Genomic DNA, 20,603 nt, shown 5'->3' with positions numbered 1-20,603 from the left:
GTAAAAATTCACCTCACTTTACTTCTAGTTAAAATAAAAGACCCTGCGAGGTGATATCTCCGCAGGGTCTTTTCAAATTAAGAGGAACTCAATCAACTCATTTTACATCCTTTCGAGAAGTGAACTGTATTAATTATCCTCATATATTTTCTCAAACAATTCCTTTCGCAGTTCTAAGCAGAGTTCCGGATTCGAGGTTGCTAAATTTACCTTTTCGGACAAATCCTCTTTCAAATCATACAACTGCTCATCCCATCCACCAGAATTGGTTCTGTTGTAGATATATTTCCAATTATCCTTTCTCAATGCAAAAGTACCCTTGGAGACTGAATGAATAAACTGATCTCGTGGAGAATCAATCTGAGGAGATAACATCGTAGCGTAGAAACTTTCACTATCAACTGTGACAGGGATCTCTACTCCCACTACATCTGCAAGCGTAGCCATAATGTCCATGCTAGTCACTAGAGCATTACTTTGTGAATTGGGCTGGATCACCTTAGGCCAATAGGCAATGAACGGAACCCTATGCCCTCCTTCCAATAATGAAGCCTTATACCCATTCAATTTCCCCGCTGTCCTATGGCCGTAATCCTCGCCATTATCACTAACTTTTGTTCCGCCATTGTCACTAGTGACGATAATCAACGTGTTATCTTTTATCCCTAGTGCTTCTAGCGTGGCTATTACCTCGCCTATATTCTGATCCAATTCATAGACCATATCACCTCGATCACCGGCTTTAGATTTATTTTTAGAGTCGGCAGTCGGGTTACTTGGTCTATGCGGTGCCGTATGAGCGAAATACAAGAAAAATGGATTCTTAGATTTTTGAGAATCATTGATAAATTCAATTGCTTTCGCAGTAAGCGTACTAGTGACTTTCAAATCATCCCAATCGGCTGCCATCCATCCCTCGTGTACTTCAGAAGCAGATAAGCCTGTCTTTAAAGGGACTTTAGCCTCTCTCCAGATTTTTGGAATAGAAACAGTATATCTGTTTTCAATGAATACAAAAGGCTCCATATTATGCCCTGCTGCAGATCCAAACCAATAATCAAATCCTAGATCATTTGGCCCTCCAAATGTGGGCATAGTAAAATCGACATCCCTAGTGCCCTTTAGTCCAGATTCATGATGGGTTTTTGTTTGAACAAAGCCATTACCTTCCTTCTCAGCAAAATTGATCCCCAAGTGCCACTTTCCTACAATACCTGTAGTATAACCAGCCTCCTTCATCATATCAGCAATCGTGAATTGAGATTTTTCAATCAAAGGATTGTCATATCCTGACCAAGAAACAGACTTAACTAAATCTGATCTCCAAGGATAATTGCCAGTAATGAAAGCATACCTGGACGGAGTACAAATGGAAGAAGCAGAATGCCCATCCCAATAAATAACTCCGCCTGCGGCCAGTTTATCCATGTTTGGTGTTTGTATTTTTGATTGAGAATTGTAGGATGAAAGATCTCCATATCCCAAGTCGTCAGCCATAATCACAATTACATTGGGAAGTTTCTCCTGTGAAAAAGCTGCTCCCATTGTAACGAAAAGAGCAATGAGTAGGGAAAATGAATTTCTCATATTACTTCTTAGTGAATTGTATGGTCTGACCTGCTTCAGTTTGAATGTAATATTCGAAATAGGCAGGCTCATTCAACTCTGCGAGTTTAGCTTCAGAGTGATTTAGGAATTCTCCAGGATTGATTGGATTAAGCAAGTTGTTTACGCCCTTATCCAATAAGACTACGTCGCCGCTGAATTTCAACGGAGTCACCGATTGTATAGGCAAAACCCCTCCTTTGTGAGAGACGATAGTTCCTTTTTTCAAGATATTTTTCTCCCATTCCATAGATACTTCAAATGCACCTCTAGCTTTCAAACCAGAAATTTTTCCTTGATCCCAAGCTTTTGGCAAAGCTGGCAACAGCTGCAATTTCCCCGCATGGCTTTGTATTAGCATTTCCGCAACTCCGGCCGTAGCACCAAAATTCCCATCAATTTGAAACGGCGGGTGAGCATCAAACAGGTTGGTATAGGTACCACTCTTGCTCGTACCTTCTTCGCCATCTTTCACCAGATGCAATAAGTTGGTAAGTAACTCAAGGGATTTTTCTCCATCATGAAGTCTCGCCCACATATTCACTTTCCAGCCCATAGACCAGCCAGTAGCCTGATCTCCTCGGCGCTCCATCGTGCGCTTAACTGCAGCAGTAAGCTTTGGATTATTATCCGCATTGATTTGATTGCCCGGGTGAAATGGATACAGATGTGAGATATGTCTGTGAGATGGTTCCTGCTCTTCAAAGTCAAATTGCCACTCCTGAAGCTGGCCATATTTACCTATTTGATAAGGCAAAAGCGTGGCTAATTTTTCAGTAATCTCTCCTTCAATTTCAGTATCGTAACCCAAAATCTCTGTTGCTTCTAGATATCTAGAAAATGACTCACGAATGATCGCCATATCCATCGTAGGCCCAGGGCTCTGTGTGGAGAATTTCTTTCCATCGTAGTAGAATTTATTCTCAGGACTATGTCCCACCGGAGTGACTAGCATACCGTCCTTGTTCGGAACCAACCAGTCTTTATAAAACAATACGGCGCCTTCCAATAGCGGGAAAATCTCTGTTTTCAAAAACTCCTGGTCTCCTGTGAAAAGATATCTCTCCCACATATGGCTCATCAGCCAGCCAGAAACCATCGGCCAAAATGAACAGGCACATGAGTCCACTGGCTCAGCATGGCGCCAAACCGTCATGTTATGATTACCAGTCCATCCTTGATTACCAAACATATCACGAGCGGTAGCAGTGCCGTTGATTGCCAGTTCTTTGATTGCAGTAAAGAGCGGCTCATGGCTTTCGGATAGATTGGTCAGCTCAGCTGGCCAGTAGTTCATCTCCAAATTGATATTCATGGTATAGGCAGAGGCCCAAGGCGGGATAATTTCCGCATTCCATATCCCCTGCAGATTCAGTGGCTGACCTCCTGGTCTAGATCCTGAAATCATCAAGTACCGCCCAAACTGGAAGTATAGGCCAACCAGTGATTGATCATTTCCATTAGCGAAGATTTTCACCCGCTCATCAGTTGGCAATTCTGACTGTTTCGTTTTCTTATTCAAACTGATTTCTACACGCTTAAATAGCTCCTGATAATCAGCAACATGGGTATCATAAAGTTCTTGGTAGCTTTTATTCTGAACTGCACTTATAAACTCCTTCACTTTAGCTGCCTCATCTACTCCTTCGAAAGCCGGTGATTTATCAAAACCATTGTAACTGGTAGCCGCAGAAACAATAAAAGTGACTGCATCAGCATTCTTTACTTCTACAAATTCATCGTTTTGGGTTACTGTTCCACCTTGATTTTTGGTGATGACGCGGGTATCAAATGCCATCCCCAGCCCAAACACATCCTCATCGTACATCACTTGAGTAGCTCCAGGTTTCACCTCTCCATTCAGATCAAAAATCTCTGGATACTTATGCTGATCACCCATGTCAATCACTTGTTTCAGCGATCTTCTCAAAGCAATTCCGGGTGCTTTCCCCTGCAGTACCAACTCATCGTTATCTTCAAATCTTTTCTCTGTTGGTTCATGAGGAGTAGAAAGGCTCAACTTACCATTCACCATACCTGGCACATCAGCGGAGATTCTCACTACAATCACATGATCCGGATAGCTCGCAAAATACTCTCGCGTGTAAGTCACCTCTCCTACCTTGTATTTAACCTGAACGATAGAACGGCCAATATCCAAGCTTCTTTCATACGACTCTACCTCTCCTTCATGTGGGAAATCTATCCAAACATCTCCCATGGGCTGGAAGCATTGTTGCGCTCTACCTAGCCAATCTTTCTGAATGATATCCTGTGCTTCTCCAAATTCGCCGGCCTCCATTAAAGCCATTATTTGCGGGTATTGCTTGCGAACATTGATGCTTTTGAATGTATAATCAGGATCACCTGAATACAAGGTGCCTTCATTCATCTGAATTCGTTCACGTTCCACGCCACCAAATACCATCGCTCCCATGTAGCCATTCCCAATAGGAATCGCCTCAGTCCATTCTATTGCAGGCTGATCATACCAGACTCTTAATTCTTGCTCATCTTCTGAGATACTTATTTGCTGCCTCGCAGAAGCTGGTAATAAACTGATGGCTAGAAAAAAAGTAAAAAGGACAATTACAGGTATCCTATTTTCGATGTTCATCATTTTCCTATTTTTAGTAATGTGTAATTAACTAAATAAGCTATGTGCGTAGCCTCTTAAAACTGCGCACATAGCTATATTTTTTACTCAATTTTATTTTGTCTGAATTATAAAATCCTAAAAATAACCAGGATTCTGCTCCATTACTGCTTCAGTATTAGTTTCAATTTCACGAAATGGAATTGGCCACAAATTCTGATGAGCAGAGATTCTATCCCCCGTCACTGGGTTGTGTGCTTTTACCCGCTCTACCAATTTACCTACCCTCATCAAGGTAAGCAACCTTAGTTCTTCCCAAGCCAATTCACGTGCCCGCTCATCCAAAATATAATCTATATCTATCTCTGACGCAGCCGCAGGAGTAGCATGAGCTCTTTCGCGTAAAGCATTAATATCTTGAGCTGCGCTAGCTAGATCACCTTGGCCTAAATGAGCTTCGGCTCTCAACAAATACGTTTCTGCAAGTCTGAAAATATACTGATCTGTTGCCATGCCATTGGCTCCACCATTTACTAAACCCGTCTCGGCATTGATCACATATTCTTCCGGGAAATTGCCTATAGGTGCTACTTTGGCAAAAATCACATTCCACCATCTACCCAAGGTATTTGGGAAGTTATCGATTGCACCGCTTTCTACTATTTTTTGCCCGAAGAATGCGGAAGCGGGATTATTTGCAACAATATCTCTGATAATATTTTTGGATGAATTACGCATATCAACTGCGTCATTAGCCCAAATCTCATCTTTCACATAACTCGTAGGTGCAAACCATCCGATACCTCGTCCACCGTATTGATTTAATGGACCAGTAAATAAGTTCTTTCCATCTGACCCTGTTAGCTGCCAGTAAAGCGGCACCAGAAATCTAGGCCATGGGTTGTCAGCACCACCACCTTCTACCAAGTACTCAAATTGTCTTACCCAAATGGACTCCATATTGCCACTGGTTCTGTTTTGATTATTTCTCCGAAAAAGATCCCAATACACATCCCCTTCTTCGCCCTTTCTAGATCCAAATCTATCAGTCATCAAGCGGTAGTTTGGATTATCAATAACCTTTGTAGCAGCTGCAATAGCCCCAGCATAATTAGCAGTAGTAATATATACCTCAGCAAGCAAATGATTTGCAGCTGCCTTGGTAAGGCGCCCATCTTCTTTTAGCTCATTTACTTCAGGCAAATTCCCCGCAGCAAACATTAGGTCTGAGATTACCTGATCCATAACCTCTTGCTTAGAAGCTCTAACAAAATCTCTTCTTGGAGTAGTGATTTCCTCTAATATTATAGGAACTCCTCCATAGAGTATAGCAAGTGTCCTATAGGCAAACCCCCTGAAAAACATGGCTTCGGCTTTAAGGGCATTACGCTGAGCTTCAGAATCAAATTGTAAAGCAGTATCGTCAATTCTACCTAAGATCACATTAGCATCGAATATCATTCGATATAGATCTGACCATATATTCTGGACCACACCTGTCGTAGGAGTCAGTTTATCTGCATACAAATTCAAATCATGAGTAACGTCAATAGCATCAATTGCTATATCAGTCGGGTACTGCAATGCTCTGCCTTCACTACTATTGATATTAAGCAGCGCAGTAAATACATTCTGATAAATTCTAGCAACTGCTGAATTAAAATCAGAAGCTTTCGAAAAGGAATTACTTGGAGTATAAAAGTCCAAGGGCTTTTCTTCTAACCACTCATTTTCATTACAGGAAAAGGTGGCTAGAAACAGGGCAGGTAATATAAATTTATATATACGTTTCATGTTTTTTCAATTAAAATTCTACGTTCAAACCAATAGTATAACTTCTCATAAGCGGTACTCCTGCTACGAGGCCAACTCCAGTTTCTGGATCCCAACCTTCCCATTTGGTCCATGTGGCAAGATTTTTTCCACTTAAGTTTACTTTGAGGTTACTTAGTTTAAGTTTATCTAATACTCCAGCACCAAAACTGTAAGACAAGGAAACATCTTGGAGCCTCACAAAGCTTCTTTGATCATAGGGTCTACCAGCAAAACTTGAAGGAGTATCCAATCTTCTATATTTGGCATTTGGATTCTCTGGCATCCAATAGTCGAAAGCCATTGCATTGGAGTAAGAAAGCTGATCCTTCTTAAACAAATTACCATCTTGGTACGGACTTCCATCAGCATAATAAAAGTCCTTGCCACCCTGTATGGAGTTTACAAAAACATATAATGAGAAATTCTTATATCGGAAAGTATTACTGATACCAAATCTGTAAGAAGGATCTCGATAACCTAGAATTTTTCGATCAGCAGGAGTAATTTTTCCGTCTTCATTCGCATCATCTAACATGTAGGTTCCCGGGAAAAAACCTGTTGGAACCTCATCTGCTAATTGCCACATACCTGTAACCTCATAGTCATATACTACATTTTGAGGCTCTCCGATAAATAACTGATTGGTGATGATATCATCTTCTTTTCCATCACCATTGTTATCTGCTCCCAAGATGGATACGATTTCATTTCTATTACGGGAAAAGTTAAACCCTGCTTCCCAACTCATATCCTGCTTTTCAATGATTCTACCATTTAAAACAAGTTCAAGTCCGTGGTTTTTGACATTACCTATGTTTGTACCAATGGTAGAAAACCCAGTTATTTCAGGAATCTGGATACTGTAAAGGATGTTTTCTGTGTTGTTACTGTAGTATTCGACATTACCATAAAGGCGAGATTTTAATAATTCAAAATCAATCCCTAGGTTCAAGCCAGTAGTAGTCTCCCACTTTAGATCATTGTTTGCCATAGAGTTTATCCATTGCCCTATAGTAGCACTTCCTCCATCTCCAAAAATTATACTTTGAGCAGAACCCATCACAGCAAGGGTTTGGTATCTTGAGAGCGCTCTTCGACCTGTCTGACCATAGGATGCTCTCAATTTCAAATACTCAACTCCTGATGACTTCATAAAGCCTTCGTCACTCATCACCCAGCCCAATGCAACCGATGGGAAAAGTCCAAATTTACTAGTCGTTCCAAAACCTGAGAATCCATCTCTTCTCACTGTAGCTGTCACCATATACTTATTTTTCAACGTATAGATGGCTCTACCCATAGTATAAAGACTGGTCTCCTGTTGTGCCCCAGTATTGATCAAATTCAGGGTAGGATCTCCAGCTTCTAGTTTATTATAACCCAAAGTAGGGTTTACAAAGCCCTGTGCAGAGGCATTTGTAAGACTAGTTTGAATCTTCTCTACACCATACAGGAGGGTGACATTCAATCTATGATCCTCATTAAAGGTGTTGTTGTAGCTTAAAATATTATCTACAATATAACCATAACTGCTACTGCTGTTTTTGTAACCAGCACCAGTAAAATTAGCCCCCCATGGATTGAATTGATTATTGGTATTTAACGTGTAATTGTTACCATAATTCACCCGATAATTAAGTCCTTTTATAAAAGGTAATTTTATGTCTAGGTGAAAATTCCCAAACAAGTTTAGTCTTTTCTCCTCATCATCTATTTGGTATTGAAGAAATGGGTTAAGTCCAGTCCCTGTTGGCTCCAATACATATTCTCCATTATCATCATATATTGGCACGAAAGGCTGGAAATGAAAAGCATTACTAACGGAAGGCGAAACACCAGAATAATCACTTGTAGTCAAAAATGTCTCCATACCAAAAGTCAACCACTCAGTGATCTTAGTATCCATATTTATATTCAAACTTATTCTTTTGAAATCATCATTTTTGACAAATCCCTTTTGATCCAGAAGACCTGCTGAAATAAAATAACCTGAATTTGCTGATCTTCCACGGATACTAACATCCTGTTTGTTTATACTTCCATTACCTGTCAGCATTCCCCACCAATCATTATCTAGATTGTTTTTGTAGCCATTAGAAATCCCAATAGTTTTCAAAAAAGGTGTAACATCAAAGTCAGGATTAACTGTAAGGTAATCTGGCGCCACTCTACTATCTGTCCAGTATAAATCATCCAAAAAGGCTTTATTCTGAGCAGTATTAAATGGCTCTATAGAATTAGTCGGTACTTGCAATGAATATTGCCCAGAATAACTGATAATAGGTTTACCTACTTCCTTACCTTTTTTTGAGGTTATCAATATCACTCCATTAGCTGCTTGCGAACCATAGACAGCTGCAGCACTGCCATCTTTCAACACTTCTATTGATTCTATAGAAGAAGGATTGATATCTACCATACTTCCACGGTAAATAATCCCATCTAATACTATTAAAGGTGAATTATCACTTGTGGAACTCGACAGTGTATTTTGGCCTCTAATATCGATTCTTGGATTAGCACCAGAACTGGTAATAGCTCCTACACTTAAACCCGCCACTCTACCTTGAAGGGATTGCATCAAATTGACATTCGACAACTCCTGCTGTTGCTTTATATCAACACTGGCTACAGCACCTGTCAAATCTCTCCTCTCTAAAGTGCCATACCCAATCACCACGACTTCATCCAGTGACTGAGAATCAGTCACCAATTTGATATTGATAATCGACTGACTTCCAACAGCTACCTCCTGTTTAGCGTAGCCTATAAAGGAGAACACGAGCACTGCTCCTTCTGGAATATTTGAAAGTGAATAACTTCCGTCCAAATCAGTTACTGCCCCATTTGTGGTGCCTTTAACCAAAATTGTTACTCCAGGAATAGGCTCATTCTTCTCATCTACAACTTTTCCAGTTATATCATTAACAGCCTCTTTAGAGCTATTACTATTTACTAAATCACGGTACACATATGCTTCACTGGAAAAAGCATGGAACGGAGAAAGGAATACCCACTGTAGCACAAAGAACGTGAGCCCTATTTTCCATCGAATCTGGGAAGACGGGTTAGATTTTTTCATTTTTAGAATTTTAGGGTTATTGATCTCAAATACATAGTTAAATTTTACGCTAGACTTGCTGAATCTTGAAATGCTGTCAAACAGGGACATTACTATGTGAATAGTCCAAGAAAAACAACATCTACCAAATAATATTTGTTTCAATTAAAATAAAACAAACAATTAGCACGACTATTTGAATTTAGTCCAAATGCACCAATAAAAATAGGGCATTTGTATAATTTTTTTGCAAATATTATAAACACCTATAAATCAATAGATTAAATTTTTATGAAAAAGTCACATGTCCCTTAAGAAAAGTTGGAAGTACAGTCTTTATTAAAAAAGAAAGCTACTCAACTAAACTACTCTCTATTAAAATTTTAAACATAAATCCAAAAAAAAATGGCTCCAATAAATTGGAGCCATTTTCAATTACATACAAACTTTTATTTCAACTTAATATCCAGGATTCTGTGGAGTAAGATTTGGATTGTTTTGCATTTCTGGAAGCGGGTAAGGCATCAAATAATGCTTAGCCTGCAGTGCTTGATTTGAGCTAGGATTGATATGACCTACGAACTGATCGAATCCATTAGTTGCCTCATTATACACTTTGCGTAAGCGAAGCATATCAAACCAAGTAATCTGCTCATAGCAGAGCTCATGCCATCTCTCTCTCAAAACCGCATCTCTGAATGTATCCGCAGTAAATCCACCAAGTGCAGGGGTAGTCAATCCAGCTCTATCACGAATTTTTTTCAAACTCTCTACCGCTAAAGCATTTGGCCCTGAAACTTCATTCTGAGCTTCTGCATAGGTCAATAATACTTCGGCATATCTGATCAATGGTACATTTAAGTTGTTTGATCTGTTCCCCGGTTGATCCTTTGTGCCTAGAGCAAGCTTATTGAAGTGCTTGAAAACATATGGTGCACCAAGATCAAACTCTGCTCCACTGCCATTTACATAGTAGGTAGTATAGAAATAACCTTCCTGATTTTTGGCACGGATATCTCCACTCTCATACGAGTTGTAGAAATCCTCCGTTGGCACGGTGCTACCTGTTCCCGATGGACCAGCAAATGTTACCGGCTTGAAGTTTGGAAACATATTATTCATAGGATTTCCAGAAACGATCACATTGTATTGTAGCATAAAAATATGCTCCAATTTGTTATCATTTTTCTCGTCGTGAATAGCCGTATAAGTAGGGAATAAATTGATCGATAGCGGGTTGTTATTTGCATAATCTACCACTTCTTTAGCTTTATCAGCAGCCATTTGATAATGAGATGCTCCTTTGCTTAGAGGAAATCCCGCCATTGTCAGATACACTTTAGCCAGCATGGATTTGGTTGCTGCTAGAGAAGCTCTTCCGCTATTATCCATCCATGGAAGTCCAGCTGTTTCAGCAGCTTTTAAATCTTCCAAAATCAATGCATATACTTCTTCCTGAGAAGCAGGTGCCGGTTTGAAATTCTCTGAACTTGCAGTTTGAGGTAAGACTACTAAAGGAACATCTCCCCACAATCTCACTAAGTAGAAATAAGACCAAGCCCGTAGAAACCTAGCCTCACCAAGTACTTTTGTCTTCTGGGCAGCATCCATAGGAGTAATATCCGGTACTTTTGCCAAAACCAAATTTGCTTGAGCTATTACCTTATACAATCCATTCCACCAGTTTATGACATGTTGAGTTCTGCCATCATAGATCAACCCGTACAGGTTATTCAAATCGGAATTCTGGGCTGTTTCAGTCGTTGAAGTTCCTGTAGGAGCTTCCAACAATTGCCAAGTGGAAGAAAATATCCCTCCGTCTCCACCAATAAACCTTGTGTCTGCGTAAACCGCAGCAAGTGCTGCTTCCGCGTGATCAGGAATAGTATAGAAACTTTCTGGAGTCAAATTAGAAGGATCTTGTTCTTCCAAAAAGCTCGAACATCCTACAAATCCTGCCACCATTGCTCCAACTAGGAACAATCTGCCTGCTCTGTTATATATAGTATCTTTCATTTGTTATATCGCTTTAAGTAAAAAAGGATTAAAGAGTTACCTGAATACCAAACATGAAAATTGTTGGTCGAGGATAACTATGCCAGTTCATACCCTGTGAGAAGACGTTGTCTCCGTTTCCTCCACGTATAGGTGAAGTTTCTGGATCTCCGTTGATATCCTTACCTGTCAATAGGAAGAAATTCTGAGCGGAAGCATAAGCTCTTAATCTGTTTAGTTTAATGGAGTTTGCTACGTTAGTAGGGAAGTTATAACCCAACAGCAGGTTTCTGCCTCGTAAGAAAGAACCATCTTTCACCCAGTGAGAATCCACGTTAGTCACGTAACCAGCACGTGTATCGCGTATTTCCGCAATCATGGTGTTTTGATTAGTTGGAGTCCAGGCATTCAAGACAGAGGTGTAACTATTTGCTAGTGCTTGACGGTCTTCACTTGGGTGAAGAGTCATATCCAACACGTCATTACCCACACTGTATTGTAGCTCAACAGTAAGATCAAAATTGTATAGTTTGAAACTGTTGGAAATAGCTCCCCAGAAATCTGGACTACCATTTCCTATGATCATTCTATCCGAATCATTGATTGCTTTGTCGCCGTTGACATCCAAATACTTGATATCTCCAGGAAGAATGGTAAGTCCATTTCTATAACTCACAAATTCCGCAGCTTCAGCTCTCTCAGCTTCACTCCAAGTACCTAGTCGTGTCAAACCCCAGAAAGAACCAACTGGCTCACCAACTCTAATAATGTTGGTCTGGTTAGTGAAATTAGGACCACCAACTCCAAAGATATCTGCTGGTGTAGCTAGAGAAAGCACCTTGTTTCTATTTAGTGATAGATTGAATGAAGTATTCCAACTGAAATTCTCTCTATCAACATTGACGGAATTAAGGGTAAACTCGATTCCTTTATTCTCCATAGAACCTACGTTGCTTCTGATGGTAGCATATCCACTTGTTCTAGGTACTGGTGAATCCAGTAGCATGTCAGTCGTTTTTCTATAGTACAGATCAACTTCTACATTCAAGCGATTATTAAACATCCCTAACTCAACTCCAAAATCTGTCTGAGCAGTTTTCTCCCATTTCAAATCTGGGTTTGCCAGTCTGTTGATACCAGTTCCACCCACTTGAGTTTCATTGTAAATAGCTGAATAATTGGAGCTCAACAGTGAAAGTGAAGAGTAAGGAGGAATCTCAGAGTTACCTGTCAACCCGTAACTAGTTCTTACTTTCAAGTTAGAAATGGTTTGATTTCCTTTAAGGAATCCTTCTTCAGAAACTCTCCAAGCCAAAGCCGCAGAAGGGAAAAAGGCGTATTTATTATTGTCACCGAATTTGGAAGAACCATCCGCTCGTCCCGTTGCAGTAAACAAATATTTATCATCCAAAATGTAATTGATTCTGGCAAAATATGAATTCAAAGCTTCACGAGATGCACCTGAACCTACTCTTGGCAGCTGGCTACCTGCTCCCAAGTTATTGTACAAGAAGTAATCAGTAGAAAAGTTCTGGATACTTGCACTCATAGCCGAATAGTTAGATTCTTGCCATGAAATACCAAGAAGTCCCGTCACTGCATGTCTTTCAGCAAATACTTTATTGTAAGTCAAGTAATTTTCCAAAGACCAGAATGCATCTTTTCTCATACTTCTAGAAGCAGTACCACTTTGCCCGATTGCCAAGGTTCTTGTCTCAGATCTATCGTTTTCCTGAGTAAGAATATTCACACCTAAAGCAGTTCGCATTTCCAAATCATCAGAAAATTTGATGTTTGTATACATGCTTCCCAACGTTGTTTGCGTGTTAAGAATGTACTTTCTTCCATATAGACGGTGCATAGAACTCATTGTTCCTTCAGCGAATGGATAGTCTCTGTTGTTAGCAAACGTCCCATCTTCATACTTAACTGGTAAGAATGGGAAATCTTCCACCATTTGTCTAGCTACCGCATCAGACACATCGACTAGATTTTCTGACTGATTATTATAGCTAAGGCTACCTCCAACTTTCAACCAAGTTTTTACTTGATCTTCTATGGTAAATCGAGCTGAATATCTTTTCAGATAGGAGGTTTTCACCAAGCCTTCATCACCTCTATATCCTAGGGAAAGTGAATAAGATGTACGCTCATTTCCGCCTGTAAAACCTAATTGGTGATTTTGGGAAAGTTTATTTTGCGTAGTTTCTTCCAGCCAGTTTGTATCATAAAGAGGATTTCCCTGACTATCAAAGATGCGTGGATCAGTTCTTCTTAAAGCAGGATTCAGATATGCCCATTTGCCATCTGCCCAGCCTTGTGGATCATATTTCTGCATGTTTGCCCATGCCAGATCCTCTACAGCAAGATATTGCTTTGCATTCAATACTTCCGGTCTGTTTGGTCCGATAATCGGCACACTCAAATCCACATTATAAGTCACGCTACCTTCTCCCGACTTACCCTTCTTGGTAGTAATAAGGATAACCCCGTTAGCTCCTCTGGAACCATAGATCGCAGTAGATGACGCGTCTTTCAACACTTCCACCGACACGATATCATTAGGGTTGATGTAATCGATTGCACTACTTTGCTGATCTAAAGTACCCATTGGCATTTGCACACCATCGATTACATAAAGTGGATTATTGGACGAGTTAATTGAACTGAATCCTCTGATTCTAACCGTGGTTCTTCCTCCTGGTCGTCCCGAGTTACTATTCACTTGTACGCCAGAAACTCTACCTGCCAAAGCTTGATTTAAGGAGGAGGCTGGACGCTCTCTAAGCGCTTCAGCATCAACGGAACCTACAGATCCCGTCAAATCACTTCGTTTGGCCGTTCCGTATCCAATTACAATTACTTCATCCAAAGCCGTGGCATCAGGCCGTAATGTAATATTTATGACAGTTCGATTTCCAACAGCTACTCGCTGCGGATCATATCCAATGTAGGAGAAAATCAACTCCGCATTTTCTGATACTGTGATAGAGAATTTTCCATCTACGTCAGTGATTGTTCCTGAAGTAGTTCCTGCTACTGAAACCGTTGCACCTGGTAGAGGTAGCCCTGTCTCATCTACAACTTTACCAGTCACGGTTACATCCGCTGCAAGGTCTAGAGAGAGCCTTCCTTCATTAAGAATATCTCCAGCGGACATATTTTCAATACCAGGTTGATTTTGCACTTGATAATTCTTCTGAAGATTTTGCTCAGAATTTGCAAAAAGCTGCGAACAAATAATCAGTTGAAATAAGAATCCATACAGGATTCTTTTAGACACCCATAGGAGTCGTCTATGTAAATATATTTTCATGATTTAAGAGGTTTATTTGTACTATTGACTAGAAAATTCGCCTACTATTTAAAAATTATATAGGCGTACGGATACTGTGCAGCGAGGAATTCCCTGAAATATCAACTGCTCCTTACAAAGGCTTTTTTTGAGTATATCATTAGCAATCTATCTTAGGTTAACAATCAATTAAAAATTCATTACTATTCACTACAGCCGTTATACTTAACAAGCTATGTAATCGCCTTTATTCCTCAGACACAAAATACTACCCACCAATTAAAAGAATCAAACAACTAAAATTCAACTGGTTACAAAACAATTTTTCTCAACCAAACTCTACTACAAACACTGAACAATCGTATTTTAATTTTACTATTTGAATTTCATATATAATAAAAAGCAGATTAACACCAATATTTAGACAACCTAAAGAAACAACTTGATACTAACTATCTTGTATAAACAAGATTCACTTCAACTTTAAAAAGAATATTTGGCAAAAACTCATTTCTCCTAGTAATTAAACATTAAATATCTAAAGGAGACCCCCATTTCTCTTTACACCAATTTAGAGAAAATATTGATCTTTAAGACAGTGCTTATAGAATTTTTTACAAAAGGTATCCGCCCTTAAATTAGGCCTTAAGGACTAACTTCGCTAAATCTTTATATCTGAAATCACCATTAAAGACAGCTCTACATTTATTAAAAAAGTTGCATCGGAATGTTCAATGATGACAACAGCTTTATGTCACACAAATTGTCCGATATACAAGTATTCGTGTACGGTATCGATACAGCAAATCATTACTATTAGCCATAGATGGCCCTTGAATGACTATTTCTGAATTTGGAACAGGTATTGAAGTTAGTGCTAAAAAAAAATTAAGATGATTAGCTTCCTACTCTGGTGTATCCTATTCGTGCTTTGCTGGCCATTAGCACTTATAGGCCTACTTCTCTACCCAATATTTTGGTTGATTTTACTTCCTTTTAGGCTACTGGGCTTTGCTATAGACCTCTCTTTTGACTTTGTACGAAACCTCTTTATGCTTCCTTTTACTATCGCAGGAAGACGATAAAACTTGAGTTATTTCTGGTGATATTGTTTTACCAAGTTCATGATCTTGTGAAACACTGCCGAGTTCTCATACACCCCTCTGAAGTCACCTGAATGAGCTCCATAAGCAAATACTGGAACCATTAAACCCGTATGATCATCGCTGTGATAAGCCAATTCTACAGTTGCTGAGGTTATATCTCCCTGTGGAATGGACACTCCACCAGTTTCGTGATCCGCAGTGATGATTAATAAGGTATTTGGGTTGGCATCCACATACTGAATCAATTTCCCGATTACCTCATCAAAATCCAACATCTCCGATACGATCGTTGAAGTACTATTGGCATGTCCACCCGAATCAATATTCGCTGCCTCTACCATTAGGAAAAAAGGAGCATTTTTATGATCAAAAAACTCAAGTGCGTACGCTGTGCTCTGTAGCAAATAATCGCCTCTCCCATCCAACTTTTTAGGTAGAGATCCCTTTGCTGCAAAATACCCAACACGATCCTCCTCAGGCTGTCCTAAGCTTTCTACAAGCGTAAATCCTGCACTTTCAAGGTTTGCCAGTTGGGATTGAAAAGAATCTCCGCCTCCACCGATGAAAAGATCCAATTTACTTGTTGATAAATAAGCTGCGATCTGATCAGAATCATCACGCTCAGGATGATGTGCATAGAAAGATGCCGGAGTTGCTCCCGTCAATTGATCGGTGGTAATAATCCCACTTGAAAACCCATATCCATGAAGAAGATCTGGAAGATTTGGCAAAGAATTCCCTTTCGAATCAACGCCTAGCGCACGGTTATTTGTTTTCTCTCCCGTCGCATAGGCAGTGGCTCCGGCAGCTGAATCAGTGGTAAAATCATCTGCAGCCTGAGTTTTGATTAAGCCCATGTTTTTCAACTGAGTTAGATTGAGCTGATTGCCGTTGGAAAACAAAGCAGAGGCTATCTGCGTCAATCCATTGCCATCTCCAATCATCAGAATCACATTGTCAACGGGAACTTCAGCTCCGTCGCCTTCAAAAGTCGGCTGGTAAACCTCATGAATTGAAGTGTTTTGATAGACATTTTCACCCAACTTATTCAGATAAGCTGCTGCCTCGATGGGGTGATCAGTATTGATATAATCCTCCCCCATTTCATGAAATGCCTTCCAGGCAGATTTACTATCTGGAGAACCCCAAAAACGAACCGGCTTATCAAAACTATGAACCAAATCAATAAACTCTTGAAGATTTGCACGTTGCCCCTCTACCATCCTACCTTTTCCATTCCAAATAGAAAATTGGCGAAAACTCAAACTCACCATCCCAATTTTATTCCAAGGCAGATCGGTCGTCAACTCCTTACTTTGGTAATCAAATAGCATCCATTCCGGATAATTTTTATAATCCTCGGCTTTTGGCCTGTTTCCTGAAATAATCAATTTAAATCCATTGGGATTACCTGAGCTATAAAGAACATCCTCATAATCTTTCATACTTTCCTCTAGCACTTTCAAGGTGGAATAAGCCTCGGTTTTCAAATCAACCAATAGATGGAAGTTGATCGATGAAATCACCCCACTTTTGATCCCCTCTGAAATCGGATCCAGATACAAACTTTCAATGGTTCGCTTTGGATCGATGCTAGCTACTTCATGTGCTGCCATCAGTTTACCATCCTTTAAGATCAAGTCTACTTCTATAGAGGATGCTCCAGCAGAATAGGCTGTCCAAAAAGGAACAGTTTGCAAGTAATCATTGTGGGAGTGGATTTGAAAATCTTTGGAATTCTGTGCCGAAACTTGACCTACAGCAATCAGAATAAAGACCAAAAGGCTTGAAATGAATTTATGCATTTCTAAAAATAGAATATTCATCACTATTTCACTGCTCCATTAAGTTCAAAAAGCTAAGGCTTAACAAATTCATAAAACAGTACGACAACAAAGCTTAATCTCTAATTGGAATTTTTTAGCACAAAACTGATTTCAAGATCCTTACTCTATCCTCATCTTTATAAGCGGCTACTAATGCAAAAGAAAAGCAAGCATAGATTTAATAGAAATCCACTGAAAATAGGCGAATATTGCCAGTTGAATTGAAACTCATGAAACAATACATATTAATCCTGTTTGCATTTAGCACTTTCTCTTCCTTTACGCTTTCTGCGCAGAATCTCAAGCTCAACCAAATTCAAGTCATAGGAAGTCACAATAGCTACAAAAGCCAGATTTCTCCTGAACTGCTGGCCTTTTTATCCAAGGTAAATCTCTCTGCCTCGAAAAGTTTAGAATATGCCCATATCCCACTGGAGGAGCAACTTGATTTAGGATTGAGAAATCTCGAATTAGATGTATTTCACGATCCAGTAGGAGGAAGATATTCCAATCCAAAAGGAATTGAAATCATCAAAAGCAGTGAGGGAAACATTCCTGACTATGATCCAACTAACTCACTTTCCAAGCCAGGAATGAAGCTTTTTCACGTACAGGACCTGGATTTTCAGTCTCATCACCTCCTATTTGCAGACGCGCTGAAAGCACTCAAAACTTGGAGTGAAGCTCATCCAGACCACTCACCTGTTTTCATTCTGATCAATGCAAAAGATGATAATATCCCAGGCACCAGACCTACTTTACCCTTTACTGCATCAGCTTTGGACAGTATAGACATAGAAATTAGGACGCATTTGGGAATGGATCACCTGATCACACCCGATCAAGTGAAAGGCAAATACGCTGATCTGGAAACAGCTGTACTGGCTGGAAATTGGCCAAAAATGAATGACGCAAGAGGGAAATTTCTATTTGTTTTGGATGAAAATGAGGAAAAAACAGACAGGTACTTGAGTGCAAAGCCGGAGCTTAAGAACGCAGTGCTCTTTGTCAATAAAAAGGAAGGTAATTCCACTGCTGGGTTCCGAATCATCAATAACCCAGTAAAAGATGAAGCATACATCAGAGATCTCGTGAAAAAAGGGTACATGATCCGGACTCGCGCAGATTCAGATACAAAAGAGGCAAGAATGGAAGATTATTCCACCTTCGAAAAAGCCAAAGCTTCTGGCGCGCAGGTGATTTCTACAGATTACTACAATACTTCGACTTTCTTCAAATCTAATTACAGAGTCAATTTCGAAGAAAACGTGTACGAAAGATCAAACCCGATTTTGATCAAAAATTAGAAGGCCTCCAATTGATTAGTAAGAATGGCAGAATAAATGCTACCTCTTGGCTACCAGCATTTGCAAGTAGATTTACAATTCTTCAATTCGAATTAATTCCTGAAATAGTGCCTTACTCTACGAACAGAGCCTTTTTTCTACTATGTGTACTCCTTTGTATTAGGGTGGATCTTTTTGCCCAAGATGCGAATGACTCGTCAAAAGTATCGATCACTCAAAAGGCGCTGGAAAAAGGTATGGATTTTATTACCAGGTCTAATAGGGACACCGTACTGGTAGAAAAAGCAGAGGAAAAATTTCTTCCTTATGCAGGGATGATCATCCGAAATATTGAGGTTGAAACCATTGGGTTTGAATTTTCTATCTATGGACGTCAGAAGCCAATAGTCCAAAAAGTAGGTAGAATTGCTAATAATCTCCATACAAATACACGAGAAAAAACCATCCGACAACACCTATTTATCAAACCAAATAGACGGTTAAACCCATACAAACTCGGAGATAATGAGCGATTCCTGAGAGATCAACCGTTTATTCTTGAAAGTCGGATAATAGTCACACCTGTAGATGGAACGGACTCTGTGGATCTTACCGTGATCACACGTGACATTTTCAGTATAGGTGGATCTGTGGGAGGAAGCATTCCTACTGCGCCACTTTTCAAAGTTTATGATGCCAATGTAGATGGAAGGGCTCAAGGTTTCGAATTGGACATTCTATATGACCTTGACCGAAGCCCGAAGACAGGCGTAGGAATGGCATATTCTAAAAGTAGTTTGATTGGAAGTTTAGCTGATTTTATGGTCTACTATACACAGCTGAATTCAGGGGTAAGTCAAGGGGAGGAAATAGAATATTCTACCGGAATCATGCTGGAAAGACCATTAGTTTCTCCCTATTCCAAAATGGCGGGTGGTGCCAGCTGGAGCCAGAATTGGTCAAGAAACGTAAGGTCAAAACCTGATTCCTCCTTTCTCGATTACAAGTACAATATCATGGATGTATGGACCGGCTACAATTTCGGTTCAGAGAAAACCTTTAAGGATAGACGAAGGGAATTTCTTGCTGTACGCTTGTATGATGGAGATTTTGTAAATCAGCCCGAACAAGAGGAAGTGATGGATGAGCGCAGGTATCATGACAGTAAGGGAATTTTGGCAGAGTTCAGCCTTTATCAACAAGACTTCTTTAAAACTCAATATGTCTATGGTTTCGGACGGACGGAAGACATTCCTTTTGGTTACAACCTTTCCACTACTGTAGGATACATCAATACCATTTCGATTTCTAGGCCTTACGCAGGAGTTAATTTCAACTATAAAGGCGCTTCTAAAAGCGGAAGCTTCTACGAATTGACCCTGAATGCAGCTAGTTATTTCCGCAGTGGTAACTGGGAAGATGGCGTACTACAAGCAGGAGGTACATTCTATACTCAAGCGTTCTCGATAGGCAAATACAAGATCAGAAATTCCGCTTCTGCTTTCTACACAAAATTGTTTGACAGAGTAACCAATGATTGGCTGACTATCCAAGGCAATACTATCCCTGGATTACGCGTAGAAGAAGTGGATGCTACCAAAAGATACTCTTTAGGCTTTGAATCGAGCCTTTTTACTCCTTGGTCCCTGGTAGGATTTAGAGTAGCTCCGTTCACTTCCTTTTATTGGGCGAAATTAAAATGCCCAAGTTGCGAAAATCAATACCAAAACTTCACAGGAATCAGCCTTGGGATGCGCGTTCGAAATGAAAACCTCATCTTCGGAACGATGGAAATAAAAGGAACTTATATCCCTACTGACGACGAAGGGAAGTCCAAATTCGCCTTTAGCTTCAGGAAAAATCTGAGATTCAGAAAATCAGATATCTATGTATCTGCACCAGATTTGATCAATTATAATTGAGTGCATCAGCTCATTCATAGCTATCCCAGCATCTTTACTTCCTAACTATTTCTTCTATAGAAAAGAGAGTGAAAGGGCGTGTATTCTAATTTCAGG

9 protein-coding genes are annotated in these 20,603 nt (G+C 39.9%); 2 read left to right on the top strand and 7 right to left on the bottom strand.

Annotated elements, in window-relative coordinates:
- Positions 1 to 129: 129 nt before the first annotated feature.
- The 7 genes from BM291_RS10260 to BM291_RS10225 form a co-directional block, all read right to left on the bottom strand.
- Positions 130 to 1,587: a sulfatase family protein gene (locus BM291_RS10260; RefSeq protein ID WP_245786831.1), complete on the bottom strand. Its 1,458-nt coding sequence runs from the start codon at positions 1,585 to 1,587 to the stop codon at positions 130 to 132.
- 1 nt (position 1,588) lies between these two features.
- Positions 1,589 to 4,225, bottom strand: a complete 2,637-nt coding sequence (locus BM291_RS10255; RefSeq protein WP_245786830.1) for a glycoside hydrolase family 95 protein — start codon at positions 4,223 to 4,225, stop codon at positions 1,589 to 1,591.
- A gap of 114 nt (positions 4,226 to 4,339) precedes the next feature.
- On the bottom strand, positions 4,340 to 5,995 hold the full coding sequence (locus BM291_RS10250; RefSeq protein ID WP_092896979.1) for a RagB/SusD family nutrient uptake outer membrane protein: 1,656 nt from the start codon (positions 5,993 to 5,995) through the stop codon (positions 4,340 to 4,342).
- A 10-nt stretch (positions 5,996 to 6,005) separates the two neighbouring features.
- A complete protein-coding gene (locus BM291_RS10245) occupies positions 6,006 to 9,098 on the bottom strand; it encodes a SusC/RagA family TonB-linked outer membrane protein (protein WP_175499676.1) in 3,093 nt (1,030 codons plus the stop codon).
- 438 nt (positions 9,099 to 9,536) lie between these two features.
- Positions 9,537 to 11,093: a RagB/SusD family nutrient uptake outer membrane protein gene (locus BM291_RS10240; RefSeq protein WP_092896973.1), complete on the bottom strand. Its 1,557-nt coding sequence runs from the start codon at positions 11,091 to 11,093 to the stop codon at positions 9,537 to 9,539.
- 28 nt (positions 11,094 to 11,121) lie between these two features.
- Positions 11,122 to 14,232, bottom strand: a complete 3,111-nt coding sequence (locus BM291_RS10235) for a SusC/RagA family TonB-linked outer membrane protein (protein WP_092897105.1) — start codon at positions 14,230 to 14,232, stop codon at positions 11,122 to 11,124.
- A 1,228-nt stretch (positions 14,233 to 15,460) separates the two neighbouring features.
- A complete protein-coding gene (locus BM291_RS10225; protein ID WP_092897103.1) occupies positions 15,461 to 17,278 on the bottom strand; it encodes an alkaline phosphatase in 1,818 nt (605 codons plus the stop codon).
- A 251-nt stretch (positions 17,279 to 17,529) separates the two neighbouring features.
- Here BM291_RS10225 and BM291_RS10220 point away from each other — a divergent pair, with 251 nt between their 5' ends.
- Positions 17,530 to 18,606 carry a phosphatidylinositol-specific phospholipase C1-like protein gene (locus BM291_RS10220; protein WP_092897101.1) on the top strand — a complete coding sequence of 359 codons (1,077 nt, stop codon included), beginning with the start codon at positions 17,530 to 17,532 and terminating at the stop codon, positions 18,604 to 18,606.
- Between the two features lie 11 nt (positions 18,607 to 18,617).
- Positions 18,618 to 20,507: a BamA/TamA family outer membrane protein gene (locus tag BM291_RS10215; protein WP_092896967.1), complete on the top strand. Its 1,890-nt coding sequence runs from the start codon at positions 18,618 to 18,620 to the stop codon at positions 20,505 to 20,507.
- The last annotated feature ends 96 nt before the right edge of the window (positions 20,508 to 20,603 follow it).

Source organism: Algoriphagus aquimarinus, assembly GCF_900112005.1.
GTDB lineage: Bacteria > Bacteroidota > Bacteroidia > Cytophagales > Cyclobacteriaceae > Algoriphagus > Algoriphagus aquimarinus.
The sequence above is the reverse complement of the archived record's forward strand: the minus strand, read 5'-3'. Positions and strand labels throughout refer to the sequence as shown.